Genomic DNA, 16,503 nt, shown 5'->3' with positions numbered 1-16,503 from the left:
TCCCTATCCTTTGCGATATTCCGCCGGACTGACGCCCGTGTAACGCTTGAATATTCGGCTGAAGTGCTCCGGCGACTCATAGCCGACTTCGCTTGCAATCTCGTACCGCTTCTTATCCGTCGTTGCAAGCAAAAATTTGGCTTCCTCGATGCGAAGCTCCGTTACATAATCCCACACGCTCCTTTTGGTTTCCCTCTTGAACAAATAACGAAGATAAGCCGCGCTGAAGTGGATTTCGCCGGCGATATCCTGAATCTTGAGCGCGGGATTGCGAAATTGCTTTTGAATATAGGACATGATTTGATCGAGAATGGTCCGATCCCTCTCACGCGCCAGATCGCGGAGCGAACGGCATGCCGCTTCGATATAAGCGGCAAGCTCATCGACCTTGGCTTCAGCCGGCATTTCCCTGAAATAGACATCCGGATCGAACCGGCGCTGCGACGCGCCGTTGCCGCGTCCATATTCCAGCAGCAGGCCATAGATCCGATAGACCAGCATGCCGAAGTAGCTGGCCTTTAGTTCATCCGTATGTCCAAGCTCCTTAAGCACGGAAACCAGTTCCCGAACATGTCCCTCCAGCTGTGCCTCATCGCCGCCCTTCAGCAGTTGCACGCAATCCTCCACCTTCTCCATCCATCCCACCATATTCAGGCTGTCCTGGGCGGCAACATCCTCGTAATAGAAAACTTGCTGCTCGGGATGAAGCTTCCTCCACTCCGCCGTCATCTGCGCTTCTTCCATTAACCGGGACAGAAGGATCTTGTCGGCACGCAAGCTGCTCATGCCGATCGTCGCATCGACGTTTAAGTATTGTTTGAAATTCACCGAAACCAATTGCCCGATAAGATGAAGCTGGGATTGCAAGGCGTGGTATTGTCCATTCAAAGGCTGTTCGCTTAATTGAATAATGCCGATCAACTCATTGCCGAAACCGTTTAACGTCAATCCATTCCATTCCATCAAGCTCTCTTCGAAAAGATTTAATGCCGCGAACTTGAGAAGCTTCCGCTCCTGATAAGTGACCTCCCGTTTGCTGAAGCCTCCCTGGCTAAAGTCGAGGCGCACGGAGATCACGCCAAAGTAAGGTCCCTTTAGCTCTTTCCCCAGCTCGGTTACAAGCTCATCATGCTCTTGCTTCGACAAACCTCTCTCTGTTAACAGCTCCATTAATATTTCGCGACGCCTCGCCAGCTCGGATGAGTGTTGCCCATGTTCCTGGATGGATCGCTCCAGCGATTGCCTGCCGATCTCCTCCTTCTCGCTCAGCACGCTTTGCACGACGCGAAGAAGTTCCTCCTCCTCTACAGGCTTCACCAGATAATCCCTTGCTCCCAGTCGAAGCGATTTCTTCGCGAAGTCGAACTCTTCGTGCGCGGAGATCACGATGACGGGCAGATTGGGCTGCTCCAGATAAATCGTCTCCATGAGCTCGATTCCGCTCATCCTGCTCATCTGAATATCGGTCAAGACCAAGTCGAATTGGTCCATTCGCAAATAATCGACTGCCTCGAACCCGTTCAGGGCCGTCTCCACGCTCAAGACGCGAAGATCCGATGCCAACAGGAAATCCCGGATTCCGATGCTCACATTCGGCTCGTCGTCAACGACTAGAATCTTGTACACAGGGATCACTCCTTCCTTATAATGATCAGTATAAAATGGACCTGAATTCGTGTCGATGATCTTTCTTATCCTTCGCATGACGGATGTGACCGCTTTCAACGAGGCTCGTCCGACTCGCTCGGAATAGAACGAGAGACCCCAACAGATTTCCGCTGCGGCGGGAACCCGTTGGGGTCTGATTGAGCATGGGCATGATTATGTCTAATTGCCGCTCGGGTAGGCATGCCTTCTCAGCAGCGCGAATTGTTCCGCGAGATAATGCGGCGTGTAAGGCATATCGTTGCGAAGCCAGGACACGATCGTGCCGATTAAGGCGGAGGAGTTGTACCAGATGGCGATGTCCTTCTGTATGCCCACCTTTGTTCGGTAATGCTCGTTGCCCCTTCTCTCCGCGATAACGGTAATTAATTCCTTCAGCAGCTTAAGCAGCCGATCGGAGAAAATCGTCGTCCGCTTGGAGGCGAGTACGATTTTGTAGAAGTCGGCATTGCTGGCGATATGCTCCAGCAAACTGAGCAGGACCGTGCTGTCCGAGTCCGGCTGGGCCTCCGGGTCGCACACTGTCGGCTTGTCCAGAATTCCCTCGATCTCCTGGACCATCTCATCCGCGATCTTCTCCATCATATCCGGAATGTCGCGATAGTGCAGGTAGAAGGTTACACGATTAATGGTAGCGCGTTCGGCAATCTTATTAACCGACAGCTTTTCGATCTCCATCTCCTGCAGAAGCTCCACGAACGCGTTCCGAATCAATTGCCGTGTCCGAACAATTCGGGGATCCGCTTTGGTCTGCTTTCGTTCCATTTTTGCCCCTCCTTTCGCATTGCCATCTTTAAAACTACAATTACGCTTGTCTTCGTCTAATATTTCGGCGGTCGGCGACAGATTGAAGTCATGTGTCAATTAAGCTACACTAGCGTCTCAAGCTGTCGGTTGCTCTTTGGATTGACCGGGGACTATAATCTATTTTATGCAATGTAAACTATACAACACATTGTAAATTTAGTCTATAAAGAGACAAAGAGATGAGAGGATGGAGAAAGGTGAGCAAAACTATGGAAAGCGGCGGCACCGCCGTCAAGAAGGGTCCCATACTGTTCGTCATGATATTAGGCGCCTTTCTGGCTACTCTTAATCAAACCATTATGAGCGTGGCGACGCCAGAGCTCATGATCGACTTCGACATAACCGCGGCAACCGCTCAATGGCTGACCACAGGTTACTTGCTGGTCAACGGCGTATTGATTCCCATCACGGCCTACTTCATGCAGCGATTTACGACAAGGCAATTATTCCAGACATCCATGATCATCTTCCTGATCGGCACGGTCGTATCCGCTCTGGCCCCCGGCTTTGAAGTGCTGCTGGCGGGACGCATGATTCAGGCGGCAGGCGCCGGTATCATTATGCCGCTCCTGATGAACGTTATTCTGACGCTCTTCCCGCCGGAGAGACGCGGCGCGGCCATGGGCATGGTCGGATTCGCCATCATCTTCGCGCCAGCCGTCGGACCGACGACAGCCGGCTATATTATGGAGCATTTCGCTTGGGAGACGATGTTCTATGGCATGATTCCTCTAGCCCTTATCGTAATCGCGTGCGGTTACTTCTATCTCACCAACGTCTCGGAGAGAATGGCAACGCGCTTCGATATGGTCAGCGTCCTCCTCTCCACCGTCGGCTTCGGCGGTATCCTGTACGGTTTCAGCAGCGCGGGAAGCAAGGGCTGGTCGAGCGCGGAAGTCATCCTTACGATTGTTGCCGGCCTGATCGCGCTTGCGTTGTTTATATGGCGACAATTGGTCTCCGGCAATCCGTTGCTGGATCTGCGTGCCTTCAAGTACAAAATGTTCTCTTTGACCACCATTATCGGTATCGCCGTTACGATGGTTATGTACGCCGACATGATGCTGCTGCCCTTGTACCTGCAGAGCGCGCGCGGCTATACCGCGCTGGAATCGGGCTTGCTGCTCCTTCCCGGCGCGCTGGTGATGGGTTTCCTGATGCCGATTACCGGCAAGCTGTTCGACCGGTTCGGAGCCAAGTGGCTATCCGTCATCGGCCTTGTCATTACGATCGCGACCACGATCGGCTTCATCAATTTGACGGATCACACCAGCTACTCTTATCTTGTCCTGATGTCCACGGGCCGACGCATCGGCATGGCGCTTCTGCTGATGCCGATCCAAACCGCCGGCCTCAACCAGCTGCCGAGAAGCTTGAACGCGCACGGCACGGCCATCTCCAATACGGTGAGACAGGTCGCCGGCGCGGTCGGCACGGCTTTGCTTGTGACGATCATGTCGGATCGCGCGAAGACGCATGCCGGCGAGCTCGCCGCATCGGGCATGTCGCCGGAAAATCTGGCTACGGCTGCCGCCATCGAGGGCATCAACGATGCTTACCTCGTCATTATCGGCATTGGAGTCGCCGGGCTGCTGCTGTCCTTCTTCATCAAGCGGACTACTCCGGCTCCCGAGCCTGGCGCGAAAGGCGTTCGTCTGACCAAGGAAGCTGTGAACTAAGCTCCGGCACGTTAGAACGTAAAAGGCGCCCTTATCTCTGCCTTGGCAGGGAGGAGGGCGCCTTTTCTACACTCTCGTTGCTCTGTTCCGGCTGCTTCTTACTGCCACGGCAACGACCACAGCTTCGCCACGCTCACGACCGTCTTCGCGGTTGTCTCATTGCCCGCTTTGTCGGTGGCGGTATAAGTAATCGTATAATGGCGGGTCAAACCTGGCGCGGGAGCCTCGGCACGAAGCTCGAAGGAGGTATCGAACGTACCGTATTCCGCCTTCTGGATATCGTCCGGCGTAGGAAGCGTTCCATTGCCGCCATTCTCATGAATCTTAATGGACGTAAGTTCGATGGACTCCACGCCCGAGTAGAAATCCGCGCCCATGACAACTGTTCGGACGGGCACCATTCTGCCGTTCGCGTTCGTTAACAAAGGCGGATTGGACACAACCAGCAGGACGGGCGGCGTCCGGTCGATCTTTACGACAAGCTGCTTGATGGCTTCCTTGTTGCCGGCCAAGTCCGTACTGCGGTATTGCAGACGATGCTCGCCTTCATTCGTAAACGTGATCGGCCCTTGATAAGCTTTCCAAGTACGTCCATGATTCAGGCTGTACTCCGTCCCTTCCACCCCGGACAAAGAATCGATAGCGGACAACGACACTTCCACATCGCTTCTGAACCATTGTCCGCCGCTCGTGTCGCCGCTTGTCAGAGCATCCGTCGAAGGAGCCGATTTATCCAGGCTGATGATAATGGAGCCTGTTCCCGTCAATCCGGCTGCATTGGTCGCCGTGCCCGTAATCGTCTGGCTGCTTCCTTCGGCGGTTACGAGTACCGGCGGGTCCACCGTTACCTCCCCCTCCTCGTCTGCCGCGTGGAACGAGACAAGCACGTCCCGATTATACCAGCCGTTCCGATCCGGCTCCCTCTCGGCAACGGCAGTGACGACCGGCGGGTTGCCTACGCTGCTTGCGGTCATCTTGACCGATAGCCGATACACAAACCCGTTGATCTCGATCGGCTCCTCCGTCGTCTCGTACCCCGGGGCAGAGGCGCGAACGGTATACGGACCGCCTCGAAGCACATTGGAGAAGAAATAATGGCCCGATTGAACCAACGGAATATTCGTGCCCACAAGTTCGACCACGGCGTCTTCTATAGGTTCGTTCGTAGCCGCATCCGTGACGTCCACTTCAAGTCTTCCATTGAAATAGCCTGGGGGTTGATCGTACACCGTGCGATCCCTTACGGCATGGCCTCCTTGATGCAACTGCAGCGTTTCTTCCTGATTCCCGTTGTACGTTATGACGAAGTAATTTTCTCCTCGCATAGAGTTGAAGACTCCCGGAATGAACGAGAAAACATAACGTCCATCCGCGTCCGTCAACGCGTCGCCGATGATGATTCGCCCCTCGCCCCGGCCCAGATAGACGCCGAGATTGACGGGGTAGCTGCCGACCGGCGTCGCGTATTCGTCTCCGAACGTGATCGTGCCCGTAATCGTCGACGTCTCCTCCGGCAATTCGACATCGAGCGTGTCGGCGAGCACTTCGTATACAACGACGAAGCCGCGAACCTTTAGTATCGCGGATACGGCATCGCCGAGCGTCTTTTCGTAGTCGATGCTGTATTTGCCTTGCGTGTCCGTGCTACCCGATGCGACGAATCGGAAGCCTTGCGAAGCGTTATAGATTCCGATCTGCAATGTCGCTCCTTCGATCGGCACACCTGCTTCATCTACAATTGTTCCTTGCAGCGAACGCGTTACAACATTATCATCTGTTGCTTGCGCGCTTCCAACATTCCAGGACATGACGATAATCGAGACCATCATGGCCCAAATAATGATTGACTTTCCCCCTCTTAATTCAGTTGCACGAAACATGTCAAACCCTCTCCTTCACATAAATTAGTTAAAATAACGTTCTCAATAAAGAATATCATGAATGACTAATTTATGTAAGTTAATCCTCATTACCCCACATTGCTTGAACGATTTAGAAGCGCAACGAAAATAGAGCGGCTCCCTGACCCATGCTGGTCTGGAGCCGCTCTTTCAACTCTTCTATGTTTCGGAAAAAAGCCGTTACGATTGCCTTCCCAGCAAATCCAGCCGAAGCGGCGTAAACGCGTCCAAAAGCTTGCTCGGCTTGAGCGCCCGGCACCCATGCTCGGCGTTGCTCGGGATCCGGATCGTCTCTCCGGCCGAGATCACCGTCTTTTCCCCGTCGATCGTAAATTCCAGCTGTCCCTCGAGACAGTAAGAAAACTGCTCGTGCACATGGCGGTGCAAGTAACCCTCCGCGCCTTCCTCGAAGTGTACCTCCATCATCATGATGTCCTGCCCAGGTTCGAAAATATGCCGTTTCACGCCCGGCTCGGCAGGCTCCCATACTTTGGTATTGACCATACTTGCTCCCTCCTCCGATTAATCTTTCCACCTATTCATCTTACTCCGGCAGCCTGAAGCTCGACAACCGTCCGTTCCGCATCAGCGTAACGACGGGACGGCCTTCCTCATCCAGCTCCGCGCTCCAGCCGCCCTCCGAATTCGATCTCGCTTCGATCTCAAGCGATTTGCCATCGGCATTTCCTAATCTCGGCTTCATTACCGTCGCGAACCAGCCTCCTTGATCCGACGTCAGAAGCGCCTGGACCACCTTAAGCGGCTCCAGCTCCAGCGGGCGGATCGACTCCCAGCCATCCTCGACGTCCACCTCCATGGAGGCGGAGCCGAACAGGAGCAGATCGCAGACAAGGTCGAAGTCCGCCCGGCCAGCTAAGCAACTGCCGCGAAGCGAGAAGCTTGCCGAGCCAGCTTCCCGCTCCCTGGCGCCTCCTGTTTTCTCTATGCTCCATTGCTGCAGACGGCTATGCAGGCGATGCTGGTACACATGCTCGCCCGTGCCGGACAGACGGTCGATGATGATCCATTCCCCGCTCTCCAGGAACCAGACGGCGCGCCGATGCGTAACTCCGCGACCTGCATATCCGTCATGCTCGGCGCAGATCGACTGCCTCTCCGCATCCCAATGGATCAACCTAACGGAAGCTTCCGGCGTTCCCCAGCGCTGGGTGCGCAAATACGGCGTTTGATCCTGTCCATCCACAAGCACCGTATTATGCGCCGCGGTGCTTTTGAAGTGGCGACGCCATGGATTCTCTACATACGTGTAAGTGCCGGGATCCACCATCAGCGCCTCGCCGAATGCACACCATTCGAAGGATAAGGCGTCGGCGTGGCCATGCGGGCCGCCTAGCGCCGCAGCGTCGAAGATCAGCTGCTGCTCGCCGTTGCCCAGGCCGAAATAACCGGCCGACGGGAACGCGAAGGGCAGGGCAGGCGCCGAGTTCCCCTGCTCGTGGCCTCTCTCCGCCGGTTCCGCCCCCAGCCCGACTCTCGGCCCTACTGCTGACGAGGCTCCTTCCCCCGCTCTTCCCTGCAACTCTCCTCCGGGCCCGACTACCGCTCCCATTCTTCTCCGAAACTCTCCTTCAGGCCCGGCTTCTCCTCCCGGTCTTCCCCGCTTATCACCACCAGGCGCAGCTTCCTCCGCTCTTGCAAGCAGCCGCTCGATCGCCTCCGGCCCCACCGTCCAGAATTGCTCGTGTAGCTGAGCGCGCAGCAGCCACTCTGGACGGTCGTAATACAGCGCCGCCGCATTCAGATCCGGCGGCTGATTCGCGTAGGAATCCGCGAACGGTGCCATGTTGCCGTCCTGCCGCGTCATCCGGCGCGAGAAGTCCGCCATGCCGGCTAGCACGCGCTCGTACTCTTCGGAGAACGTCAGTCCACGCTTGCGCAGCATGACCGCGCAGTCGACGAAGAGCTCCAGCGACACCATGTGGTAATGCGGCGTCAACTCGGCATGAACGCCGTCCGGCAGCACCTGCTCCCGGAGACATTCCTCGAGCCGTCCGACAGCGAAGGCCGTCCAGGCCTCGCTCTCCTCCCAGGACGGGAACGATAAGCCGACGCTAAGCAGCCCGATCATGTGCATAATGGAATGATTGATCTCGATGCTCGCCGGATATGTTGTCAGGAATCGCGCGTGCTCTTTCACCGACACCAGAAACAACTTCTCCGCATTTCCCGACCAGCTGTCCGAGCCGCGGAAGAAGTGGTACGCGTATATCCATTGCCGCAGGCGAAGCCCTGTCTCCAAGAGCCTCCACGGGCCTGGACGCTGAAAGTACGTCGCTTCCTCCGGCGGAAGTCCCCACGGGCAAGGCTGCGTCGCGATCCAGCCGGAGACGTGCTCCCACGCCTTCGAGGCGTAGGTCTCGTCTCCCGTGCAGGCGTACGCGATGCCAAGCGAGCGTAGATGCTTGAAGCGGTTAATGCCCCAGGTGAACTCCTTGTCGCCGGTAGGATTATGCAGCCAATCGATGGGATCGCCCATGTCGATCGACATGCCTTTCCATGAGATCACGTTATCCTTGACCCTGTCGTCGGCTTCTCTCATCGCCTCTTCGGTTTTCTCCGGAAATAATTCCCGGAACCGGTTGCCCCATTCACTTCTTTGTTTGGGGGCGTAATAAAGATAACTTTCCACCGCTACTCACTCCTCTCCGTGCCGAACCTTACCCCTGCTCGCGATCCCCTGGAATTTAGAGGGATTTCCTCCCTCTATTAAACCCATCCTCACCATCCCCTGAGCTTTAGAGGGATTTCCTCCCCTTAATTCCGGTCGAATCGCTGCATTTATGCAAATCCTATATGATTAGAGGGCGCTTTTCCCTTTAAGTCAAACAAACAACTCGATTCGTTAAGATTAGAGGGAGCTTTTCCCGTTATTTCCGGATTAGGCGTACGATTGGCTTCCCTTCCCATTCCATCGTGCAACCATGCTTTGTTAATGCTGGAAGATCCATCGGCGTTTTTAACGCCTACGGCCTCCTATAACCAAGAAGGCCGCCCCAGGCGGCCTTCCGGCATTCGATCGTTCATCAGTCCTTGCCTTACTTCGCCAGAGAGCCTTGCAGGCTGCTTGCGTTAAACGAAGGATCCGCTTGAATATTGGTCAGACCGTCGGCGCGCGTCGTTGCGAGCGCCTTCTTGTAACGTTCGTTCAAGTCGGCGATAATGCTGTCGAGCGACGAGTTGCCCGTCAAAATATATTCCGTGAAGACGTCCGCCGCCTTCTTGCCTTCCAGCTTCGTCTCCGTGATGGAGCTCGGCGTAGCCGGATAGATGCCGTCGTACTTGGTAGGCAGGAAGCCGTCGATGCCTTTCAGCTCGGGTTGTCCCGATGCTTCGTTGACGAACGGCAGAACGGATAGTCCGAGTCCCTTCTCCTGATACTCGACGCGCAGCTCTTTGCCGTACACGTATTCCACGAACTTGGCCGCGGCTTCCTTGTTCGGAGACTTGGAGCTGATGCCGAGGTAACCGCCCGCATTGACCCACGACACGCCGTCTACGACGCCGTCCGAAGTCGGCACTTCCGCGGCCGCCCAATTAATGTCCGTCGGGAATTGGGAGGTGTATACCGCAGGCTCGCCGGAATGATTGACGTACATGCCGATCTTGCCTTGGGCGAATTGCGCGCGAAGCGGATCGATGTCGAGCGATTCCGCGCCCGGGATCATGCTGCCGCCCACCTTGATCTGGCGAAGCGCTTCGACGACGTCGCGATACATTTCGAAGTCGAACTCGCCCGTCTGGTAGTTGTAGCCCTCGTGGCTCGTCGCGGAGTCCAGCGTGCCCGACGCGTAAGCCGGGCGAGTGAAGCCGGAGCCGCTCTTGAAGTTGCTGGCGAAGCCGTAGATGCCTTGCGATTTGCCGGCTTCCGTGATTTTTTTGGCGGCGTCGACCATCTCGTCCAACGTCTTCGGAGGCTCGGAATAACCCGCTTGCTCCATCAGATCCACGTTGTAGAGCAGTCTCCAGAACTGGCCGGTGTTCGGAAGCGTATAGACGACTCCGTCCATCTGATAGACGTTGTCGACCAGCAAGCCGTCGAATTGCGCCAGGAATTCCGCGCCGAGCAGCTCTCCCAGCGGAGCCAGATATCCTTTATTCACGTAGGTCGGGAAGTCGTTGACCTTCAGCACGTCCGGCGCCTGGTTGCTGGAGAATGCCACGTCGACCGCCTGGTTGTAGTTGTCCGCCATGACTTTCATCTCGACCACGATGTTGTCCGTGTTGGTCGCGTTATATTCATCTACCTTCGTCTGCATGTAATCCATATCATGGCGATCCATCGTCCAGTAGGTAATCTTCGTCTTCTCTCCGGAGGCTCCGCCTTGCTCGCCTTGGTTGCCCCCGTTCACGTTCGCGTTGCCGCCCGTCCCCGAAGAACAAGCCGACGCAAGCAGGGCAAGAATCGTCAAACCGCTTAACGTAAGCGCATACTTTCCACCGAATACTCTCTTCATCTGCCTTACCTCCCCTTTATCTGGCTCGCGGGCCGCCCGAAGCGCTTCGACCGGCAACTTGCTTGCCTGTCCTGATTGTAGCACCTCCGGCTCCTCCTCCAAGAAGGGCAAAATAACGATTCATGTAGGGTAAAATGACTCTCCTGTTCCCCCTGTCCTAGCTTACTCCGTCCCTCCGCCTTCATATTTGCTCCTGAATTCCGTAGGCGTCATGCCCGCGTGTTTCTTGAACAGCTCGCTGAAGTACGGACGGTCCCGATAGCCCAGCTCGAACGTCACGTCCTGCACCTGCATGCCCTCCAGCAGCAGCTTCTTGGCTTTCTCCATCCTTGCGCCTGTGACGTGCTGCATGAAGGTCATGCCCGTCTCCTTCTTGAACAGATTGGAGAAATAGCTGGGACTCAGATGAACGGCGGCCGCGCATTCCTGCACCGACAGGTCCGTACCCAGACGTTCGCTCGCGTACTGGATGGCCTGGTGGATCAACTGGCCGGCGTCGTTCTTCTGCCGCTTCTGCATCCAGTCGCAGCCCGTCAGCCCAAGCTCCCGCACCCCGTCCATCAGCTCCGACGTCGAGGCGTACTTTCCTTTCTTGAGCGCCACGAGACGTTCGTCCAGCCATCTTCGCTGTTCCGGATCGGCCTTCTCGGCAAGCACCCGGTACATCGCGAACGCGAGCCCGTAGAACAGGTTGGTCAGATTATCGGGATCGGGCGGGGCCGGGTAACGCAGACATTCCTCGAACATATCCCCCAGAAGGCGCTCCGTTCCTTCGCGGTTGCCGGACCGAAGACAATAGAGCAGCTCCGTCTCCTTCTCCGGCGAATATTGCGGCGTCATGCCGACCTGGCGTTCGATATCCTTATATGCGATCATGCTCCCGCTGCCAAAATAAAACTGATAGCTCAGCGCCGTCCTCGCCTGCGCGTAGGACATGGCGATCTCGCCGATCGTGTCCGCGTGGCCCCCGATACCGATGGAGATGTCCCGCTTCGCGTACAGGCTGACGTTATTGCGGCAAGCCTCCGCCAGCGCCAGCACGTCGGGGTCGTCGCCGTCGTTGACCAGGATGACGAACGGGCCCGATTGCTCGCGGAACAACACGCCTTTGACGTGTTTCTTGAGCGTCTCCTCCAGAATATTCTGCACCGCGAAACGGCTAAGCTCCACCTCGCGCACCGGCATCGGCGAGTTCTCCTCCGGCAGCCCGTCGATCTGGACCGCCATCGCGATAAAGCCCCGCGGCTCCATGTCGATGCCGAGGAACTCCCACTTGTCCGCCGCCCGCGCAGGCTGCTCCTCGTGGCGGATCAACAGCCGGAAGTATTCCTGCCGCAGATAGGGCAGGCTCTCCCGCAGCTTCCGCTCCAGCGCCAGGCGGTCCAGCTTCTTCGCCCGCTCCTCCTCGATCTGCGCTTTGGCGCGGAGCACCACTTCCTCGATCTGCTTTACCGTGAACGGCTTCAGCACGTAGTCGAAGGCGCCGAGCCTCATCGATTCCCGCGCGTATTCGAATTCCGAATACCCGCTGAAGAAGATGACCTTGGCGGTCGTGCCGCTCTCTTGCAGCTCCCGCACCATATCGAGGCCGCTCGCCAGCGGCATCCGGATGTCCGTCAATATGATGTCCGGCTGCCGCTCCCGAATGAGCTGCAGCCCTTCCTTGCCGTTCACGGCCGTTCCGGCGATGTCGATGCCGTGCGCCGCCCAATCCACCTTCTTCAGAATGCCGTCGATGACCGTTCTCACGTCGTCTATAATGCACATGCTCATGTTGCTCATGCTTCTCTCACCTCTTGCATCGGAATGACTAGCTTCACTGTGGTTCCCTCGCCCGGCGAGCTCTCCAGCTGCATGTCGGTCAGATGCCCGTAATAAAGCGACAATCTGGCCCTGATGTTGGACAAAGCGTAGCCACCGGAGGAGCCGCCGCCGTCCATGCCCGCCCGGAGCCGCTCCAATACTTCGGGGCTCATGCCGCTCCCGTTGTCGGCGACGGCAAGCGTCAGCATGCCCCCGTTCGCGGCGGCCGTAATATCGAGACGACCCGGCCGGTCCAGCTCCTGGAAAGCGTGAAGAATGCTGTTCTCGACCAGCGGTTGGAGCATGATTTTCAGCACGGGCACCTCTAGAAGGCCTTCGTCCTCGCAATGGAACTCGTAAGTGAATAGCTCGGGATAACACATCGTCTGCAGCTTCAGGTACTGCTCGACGTGGTTCAGCTCCTGGCGGAGCGTCGTGATTTCCTTGCCGTTATTCAGCCCTAGCCGGAACAGCAGCGACAAGGACACGATCATCTCGCTGACGGCCTGCTGCTCCTCCATCTCGCTTTTCCAATAGATCGTGTTCAACGTGTTGTAGAGAAAATGCGGATCGATCTGCGCCTGCAGCGCCTTGATCTCGGAATACCGCTTCTCCTGCTCCGACGTTTTGACCTCCTCGATCAGCTCGCCGATCTGGTCCATCATGCGGTTGAACTTATAACCAACCTGGCTGATCTCGTCCTCGAAAGGACTCTCGAAACGCACGTCCAGCTTGCTCTGCTCGACCTTGAACATCAGATTGCGCAGCTTGAACAACGGCTTCAGCAGAAGCTCCGACAGCATGCTGGAGAGGACGAGCGCGAGCAGGACGCAGACGCCCATAATCGTCAGGATCGTCCAGCGCATCTGGGCGACGGGCGCGAGCAGCTGCTTCTTGGATTGATAGCCGATCAGCACCCAGTCGGGATTCATCCCGAGCCCGGCGTAGTTGACCAGGTAGACGCCCGAAGCGGTTTCGTATTCAAAGTGTCCCCGATCGCTGCTTCCGATATAATCTTGCAGCGGTCGCGCTTGTCCGCCTTCCGTCTCGGTAGAGGAGAATACGCCCGTGCCCCCGCGGTCGATCAGCTTCTGCTTCAGGCTGCCTTCCTGCAGATTGGCCTTGATTAGATCCAGCAGATGGTCCTCGCGAATGTTGACCACGACGTACACGCCCGAAAGCAGCGTATCGAACAACGGCTTGATGACAAGCGAGATCACCTCCCTGCCGCGGGAGAACAGCTCGTCGGAATGGCCGCGCACCCATATCGTGTTCCAGGGCCGTCCTTCATAATCCCCGATCGCTTTGGCCACGGTCGTGTCTTGGAACGGCATCTCCCCTACGCGCCAATTCTCGGTGGGGTAGAATTCGCCGATCGGCGTGTGGATGAGCACGGAATCGATGGATTGCTCCGCCAGCATCATCTGGGCGAACGGCGTCTGCAACTGGGACAGCCGGTTGTAATAATCCGCGCCGTTCCCCGCCTGCACGTCCCGCATCGTGCGCTGGAACGGCTCGCCCATCATGAGCGTGGAGATGGATACGACGATATTGCGCAGACGTTCGTCGAACACCTGCGCCGTCTTGTTCAGCGTGTTCTGGCTCGTCGTCGTCGCCTGCGTCTTCATCTCGGATGCAAAAAACACGGAAACGTAAGCTCCCGTGACGGATATGCAAACGACTGTGAGCATCACGAAGGATACCCACAGTCTTCTCTTCAACGATATTCGGCGAAACAATTGTTTCATCTTGCACATCGCCTCATTCCAGAAAGGATTAACCTTTGACGGAGCCCACCGTAACCTGCATGAAGGAACGGTTGGCGAACAAATACACGATCAGCAGGGGCAGCAGCGAGATGCACGCTCCGGCCAGCATCAGCTGGTTCTCGACCGCGGCTCCGGCGCCGTACCGGAGATTGGCGAGACCCACCGGCAGCGTCTGCATGTCCGGGCGGGACAAGGAGAACACTAACGGCAGAATGTATTCGTTCCATGCTCCGCGGAAGGTGAACAGCGTCACGACGGCAAGCGCCGGTCTCAGCAGCGGCAAGATGATGCGCCAGAAGATGGAGTAAAAGTTGCAGCCGTCGATCAGCGCCGCCTCGTCCAGATCCTTCGGGATGCCGCGGAAGAAGCCGATAATCATGAAGAACGCGGTGGCGTGGGCGCTAATGAGAATGATTATGACACCCCATAATGATTTCTGCAAACCGATGCCCACCATCAGGTCGAACTGCGGGCGCAGCACGACCGCGCCGATGGAGATGAACAGCGTGAACGATTGCAGGAAGATGAAGATCTTCTTGCCTTTGAACGCCACCCGGTCCACCGCATAGGCCGCCATGGAGGCCACGAGCAGCGTGCCGATCGTCACGAACACCGCCACGAAAACGCTATTGAACGTGAAGCTCGCGAAGTCCGCGCCCGTCCAAGCCTGCAGGTAGTTGCGGAATTGCCAGGATTCCGGGAAAAACGTGGCGCCCGTCGTCAGCTCCAGATTGGATTTGAACGAACCGAGGATCGCGACGGCGACGGGGAACAACATTGCTGCGGACACAAGGACGAGCAGCGTCCAGACGGGCAGCCTCAGGGCGAATTTGCGCATAATGGTCATGATGGTCCCTCCTTAGTAGATGTTGTTCAGCTTCCGCGACATCCAGAAGTACAGCCAGGTGATCAGGCCGACGATGACGGCCGTCGTGAAGCCTACCGCGCTGCCGTAGCCGATATTTTGCACGGATGTGCCCGCGGTCGTCAGCGGGAAGAACAGCTTGTACAAGTACAGGTACATCACTTCCGTCTTGCCGAACGGTCCGCCCTCCGTCAATACCATGATGCTCTCGTAACCTTTGAGCGAAGTCGTGATGGCGAGCATGACGATCATCTGAAGCACCGGCCCCAGCATCGGAATGGTGATGTACCAGAGCCTTTGCGCCGAATTCACGCCGTCGAGCGAAGCCGCTTCGTACACATCCTCCGGAATGCTTTGCAGGCCCGCGATGAACAGGAGCATATAGTTGCCGACGGCGCCCCACACGGCGATGATGACGATGGTCAGCATGGCTTTCGAAGCGCCCAGCCAATCGACCGGGGCCGACACGAGATGCAGCTTCATCAAGTATTGATTGATAATGCCGTTGTACGAGTTGAAAATAATATAAAAGATGATGGACATAACCGACGCGCTGAAGATCGTGGGCAGAAAGATGATCGCCCGGAACGCGTGGCGTCCCCTCAGCTTGCGGTTGAGAATAACGGCGAGGATAAGCGATAGCGGAAGCGTGATGATCAGCTTGCCGCCCGCGTACACGAACGTGTTGGCGACGGACTGCCAGAACTCCGTATCTCTGGCCACCCGCACGAAGTTGTCGAGGCCGATGAACTTCGGCTGGCCGAACCCCTGGTAATCGTAGAACATGTATCGAAGCGCCCAGACGACGGGATAGATCCCGAGCGCCATGGTCAGGAAGAAGCTGGGAAAGCTGAACAGGTAAGCTCCTAGCCGGTTTTTGTGCATGCTGCGTCTCCTCCGTTTCGTGGCTCCAACTATAGATTCATTGCAAGGTGAAACTTCTGTCTCCGTCCTTGGGCGGCCCAGGAAGTTTCATTACATTTACTTTCCTATATTCTAAGAAAAAAGCCCCGTCGGGAGTGACGGAGCAATTCACTGTATTGGGGGGACGAAACGACTGTACAAGGCACGATAAGATTGTCGAGGGCCGCATAATGCTCATGATCGTTAGTTGAGAGCATGAGCAGGGAGGGGAAGCGCGGCGCATTGTAGCTGATTTTTCAGCTACATTCGGTGGATCGGGCCCCAGCGCGGCGCATTGTAGCTGATTTTTCAGCTACATTCGGCGGTTTAGGCCCTCCGTGGCGCATTGTAGCTGATTTTTCAGCTACATTCGGTGGATCGGGCACCAGCGCGGCGCATTGTAGCTGATTTTTCAGCTACATTCGGCGGATCGGGCCCCAGCGCGGCTCATTGTAGCTGATTTTTCAGCTACATTCGGTGGATCGGGCACCAGCGCGGCGCATTGTAGCTGATTTTTCAGCTACATTCGGCGGATCGGGCCCCAGCGCGGCGCATTGTAGCTGATTTTTCAGCTACATTCGGCGATTTGGGCCCCTCCGTGGCGCATTGTAGCTGATTTTTCAGCTACATTACGGC

General features: G+C 56.7%; 11 protein-coding genes. 1 reads left to right on the top strand and 10 read right to left on the bottom strand.

What is annotated here, in order from left to right; translation table 11 throughout:
* Positions 1-3: 3 nt before the first annotated feature.
* On the bottom strand, positions 4-1,626 hold the full coding sequence (locus KJW29_RS31955; RefSeq protein WP_214627624.1) for a response regulator: 1,623 nt from the start codon (positions 1,624-1,626) through the stop codon (positions 4-6).
* Positions 1,627-1,827: 201 nt separating this feature from the next.
* Positions 1,828-2,430, bottom strand: a complete 603-nt coding sequence (locus tag KJW29_RS31950; RefSeq protein ID WP_214627623.1) for a TetR/AcrR family transcriptional regulator — start codon at positions 2,428-2,430, stop codon at positions 1,828-1,830.
* A 251-nt stretch (positions 2,431-2,681) separates the two neighbouring features.
* On the opposite strand from KJW29_RS31950, the gene KJW29_RS31945 reads away from it, so the two are divergent.
* Positions 2,682-4,151, top strand: a complete 1,470-nt coding sequence (locus tag KJW29_RS31945) for a DHA2 family efflux MFS transporter permease subunit (protein WP_246608922.1) — start codon at positions 2,682-2,684, stop codon at positions 4,149-4,151.
* A 98-nt stretch (positions 4,152-4,249) separates the two neighbouring features.
* Here the strand turns inward: KJW29_RS31945 and KJW29_RS31940 are convergent, their stop codons facing one another.
* The 8 genes from KJW29_RS31940 to KJW29_RS31905 form a co-directional block, all read right to left on the bottom strand.
* Complete coding sequence (locus tag KJW29_RS31940) at positions 4,250-6,031, bottom strand: OmpL47-type beta-barrel domain-containing protein (RefSeq protein ID WP_214627621.1); 1,782 nt, start codon at positions 6,029-6,031, stop codon at positions 4,250-4,252.
* Between the two features lie 201 nt (positions 6,032-6,232).
* Entirely contained in the window at positions 6,233-6,556 is a 324-nt protein-coding gene (locus tag KJW29_RS31935) for a cupin domain-containing protein (RefSeq protein ID WP_087572586.1), read from the bottom strand.
* A 40-nt stretch (positions 6,557-6,596) separates the two neighbouring features.
* Positions 6,597-8,702, bottom strand: a complete 2,106-nt coding sequence (locus KJW29_RS31930; protein ID WP_214627620.1) for an alginate lyase family protein — start codon at positions 8,700-8,702, stop codon at positions 6,597-6,599.
* Positions 8,703-9,108: 406 nt separating this feature from the next.
* The gene (locus KJW29_RS31925; RefSeq protein WP_246608467.1) at positions 9,109-10,611 is read right to left on the bottom strand and encodes an ABC transporter substrate-binding protein; all 1,503 of its coding nucleotides are present in this window, start codon (positions 10,609-10,611) and stop codon (positions 9,109-9,111) included.
* Between the two features lie 78 nt (positions 10,612-10,689).
* Positions 10,690-12,309, bottom strand: a complete 1,620-nt coding sequence (locus KJW29_RS31920; protein WP_214627619.1) for a helix-turn-helix domain-containing protein — start codon at positions 12,307-12,309, stop codon at positions 10,690-10,692.
* The gene (locus KJW29_RS31915) at positions 12,306-14,078 is read right to left on the bottom strand and encodes a sensor histidine kinase (RefSeq protein WP_214627618.1); all 1,773 of its coding nucleotides are present in this window, start codon (positions 14,076-14,078) and stop codon (positions 12,306-12,308) included. Before KJW29_RS31915 ends, KJW29_RS31920 begins: the two co-directional genes overlap by 4 nt.
* A gap of 28 nt (positions 14,079-14,106) precedes the next feature.
* Positions 14,107-14,937, bottom strand: a complete 831-nt coding sequence (locus KJW29_RS31910) for a carbohydrate ABC transporter permease (RefSeq protein WP_373271327.1) — start codon at positions 14,935-14,937, stop codon at positions 14,107-14,109.
* 21 nt (positions 14,938-14,958) lie between these two features.
* Complete coding sequence (locus KJW29_RS31905; protein ID WP_214627617.1) at positions 14,959-15,849, bottom strand: carbohydrate ABC transporter permease; 891 nt, start codon at positions 15,847-15,849, stop codon at positions 14,959-14,961.
* Between the last annotated feature and the right edge of the window lie 654 nt (positions 15,850-16,503).

This window comes from Paenibacillus agaridevorans (assembly GCF_018604145.1).
Lineage (GTDB): Bacteria > Bacillota > Bacilli > Paenibacillales > Paenibacillaceae > Pristimantibacillus > Pristimantibacillus agaridevorans.
The sequence above is the reverse complement of the archived record's forward strand: the minus strand, read 5'-3'. Positions and strand labels throughout refer to the sequence as shown.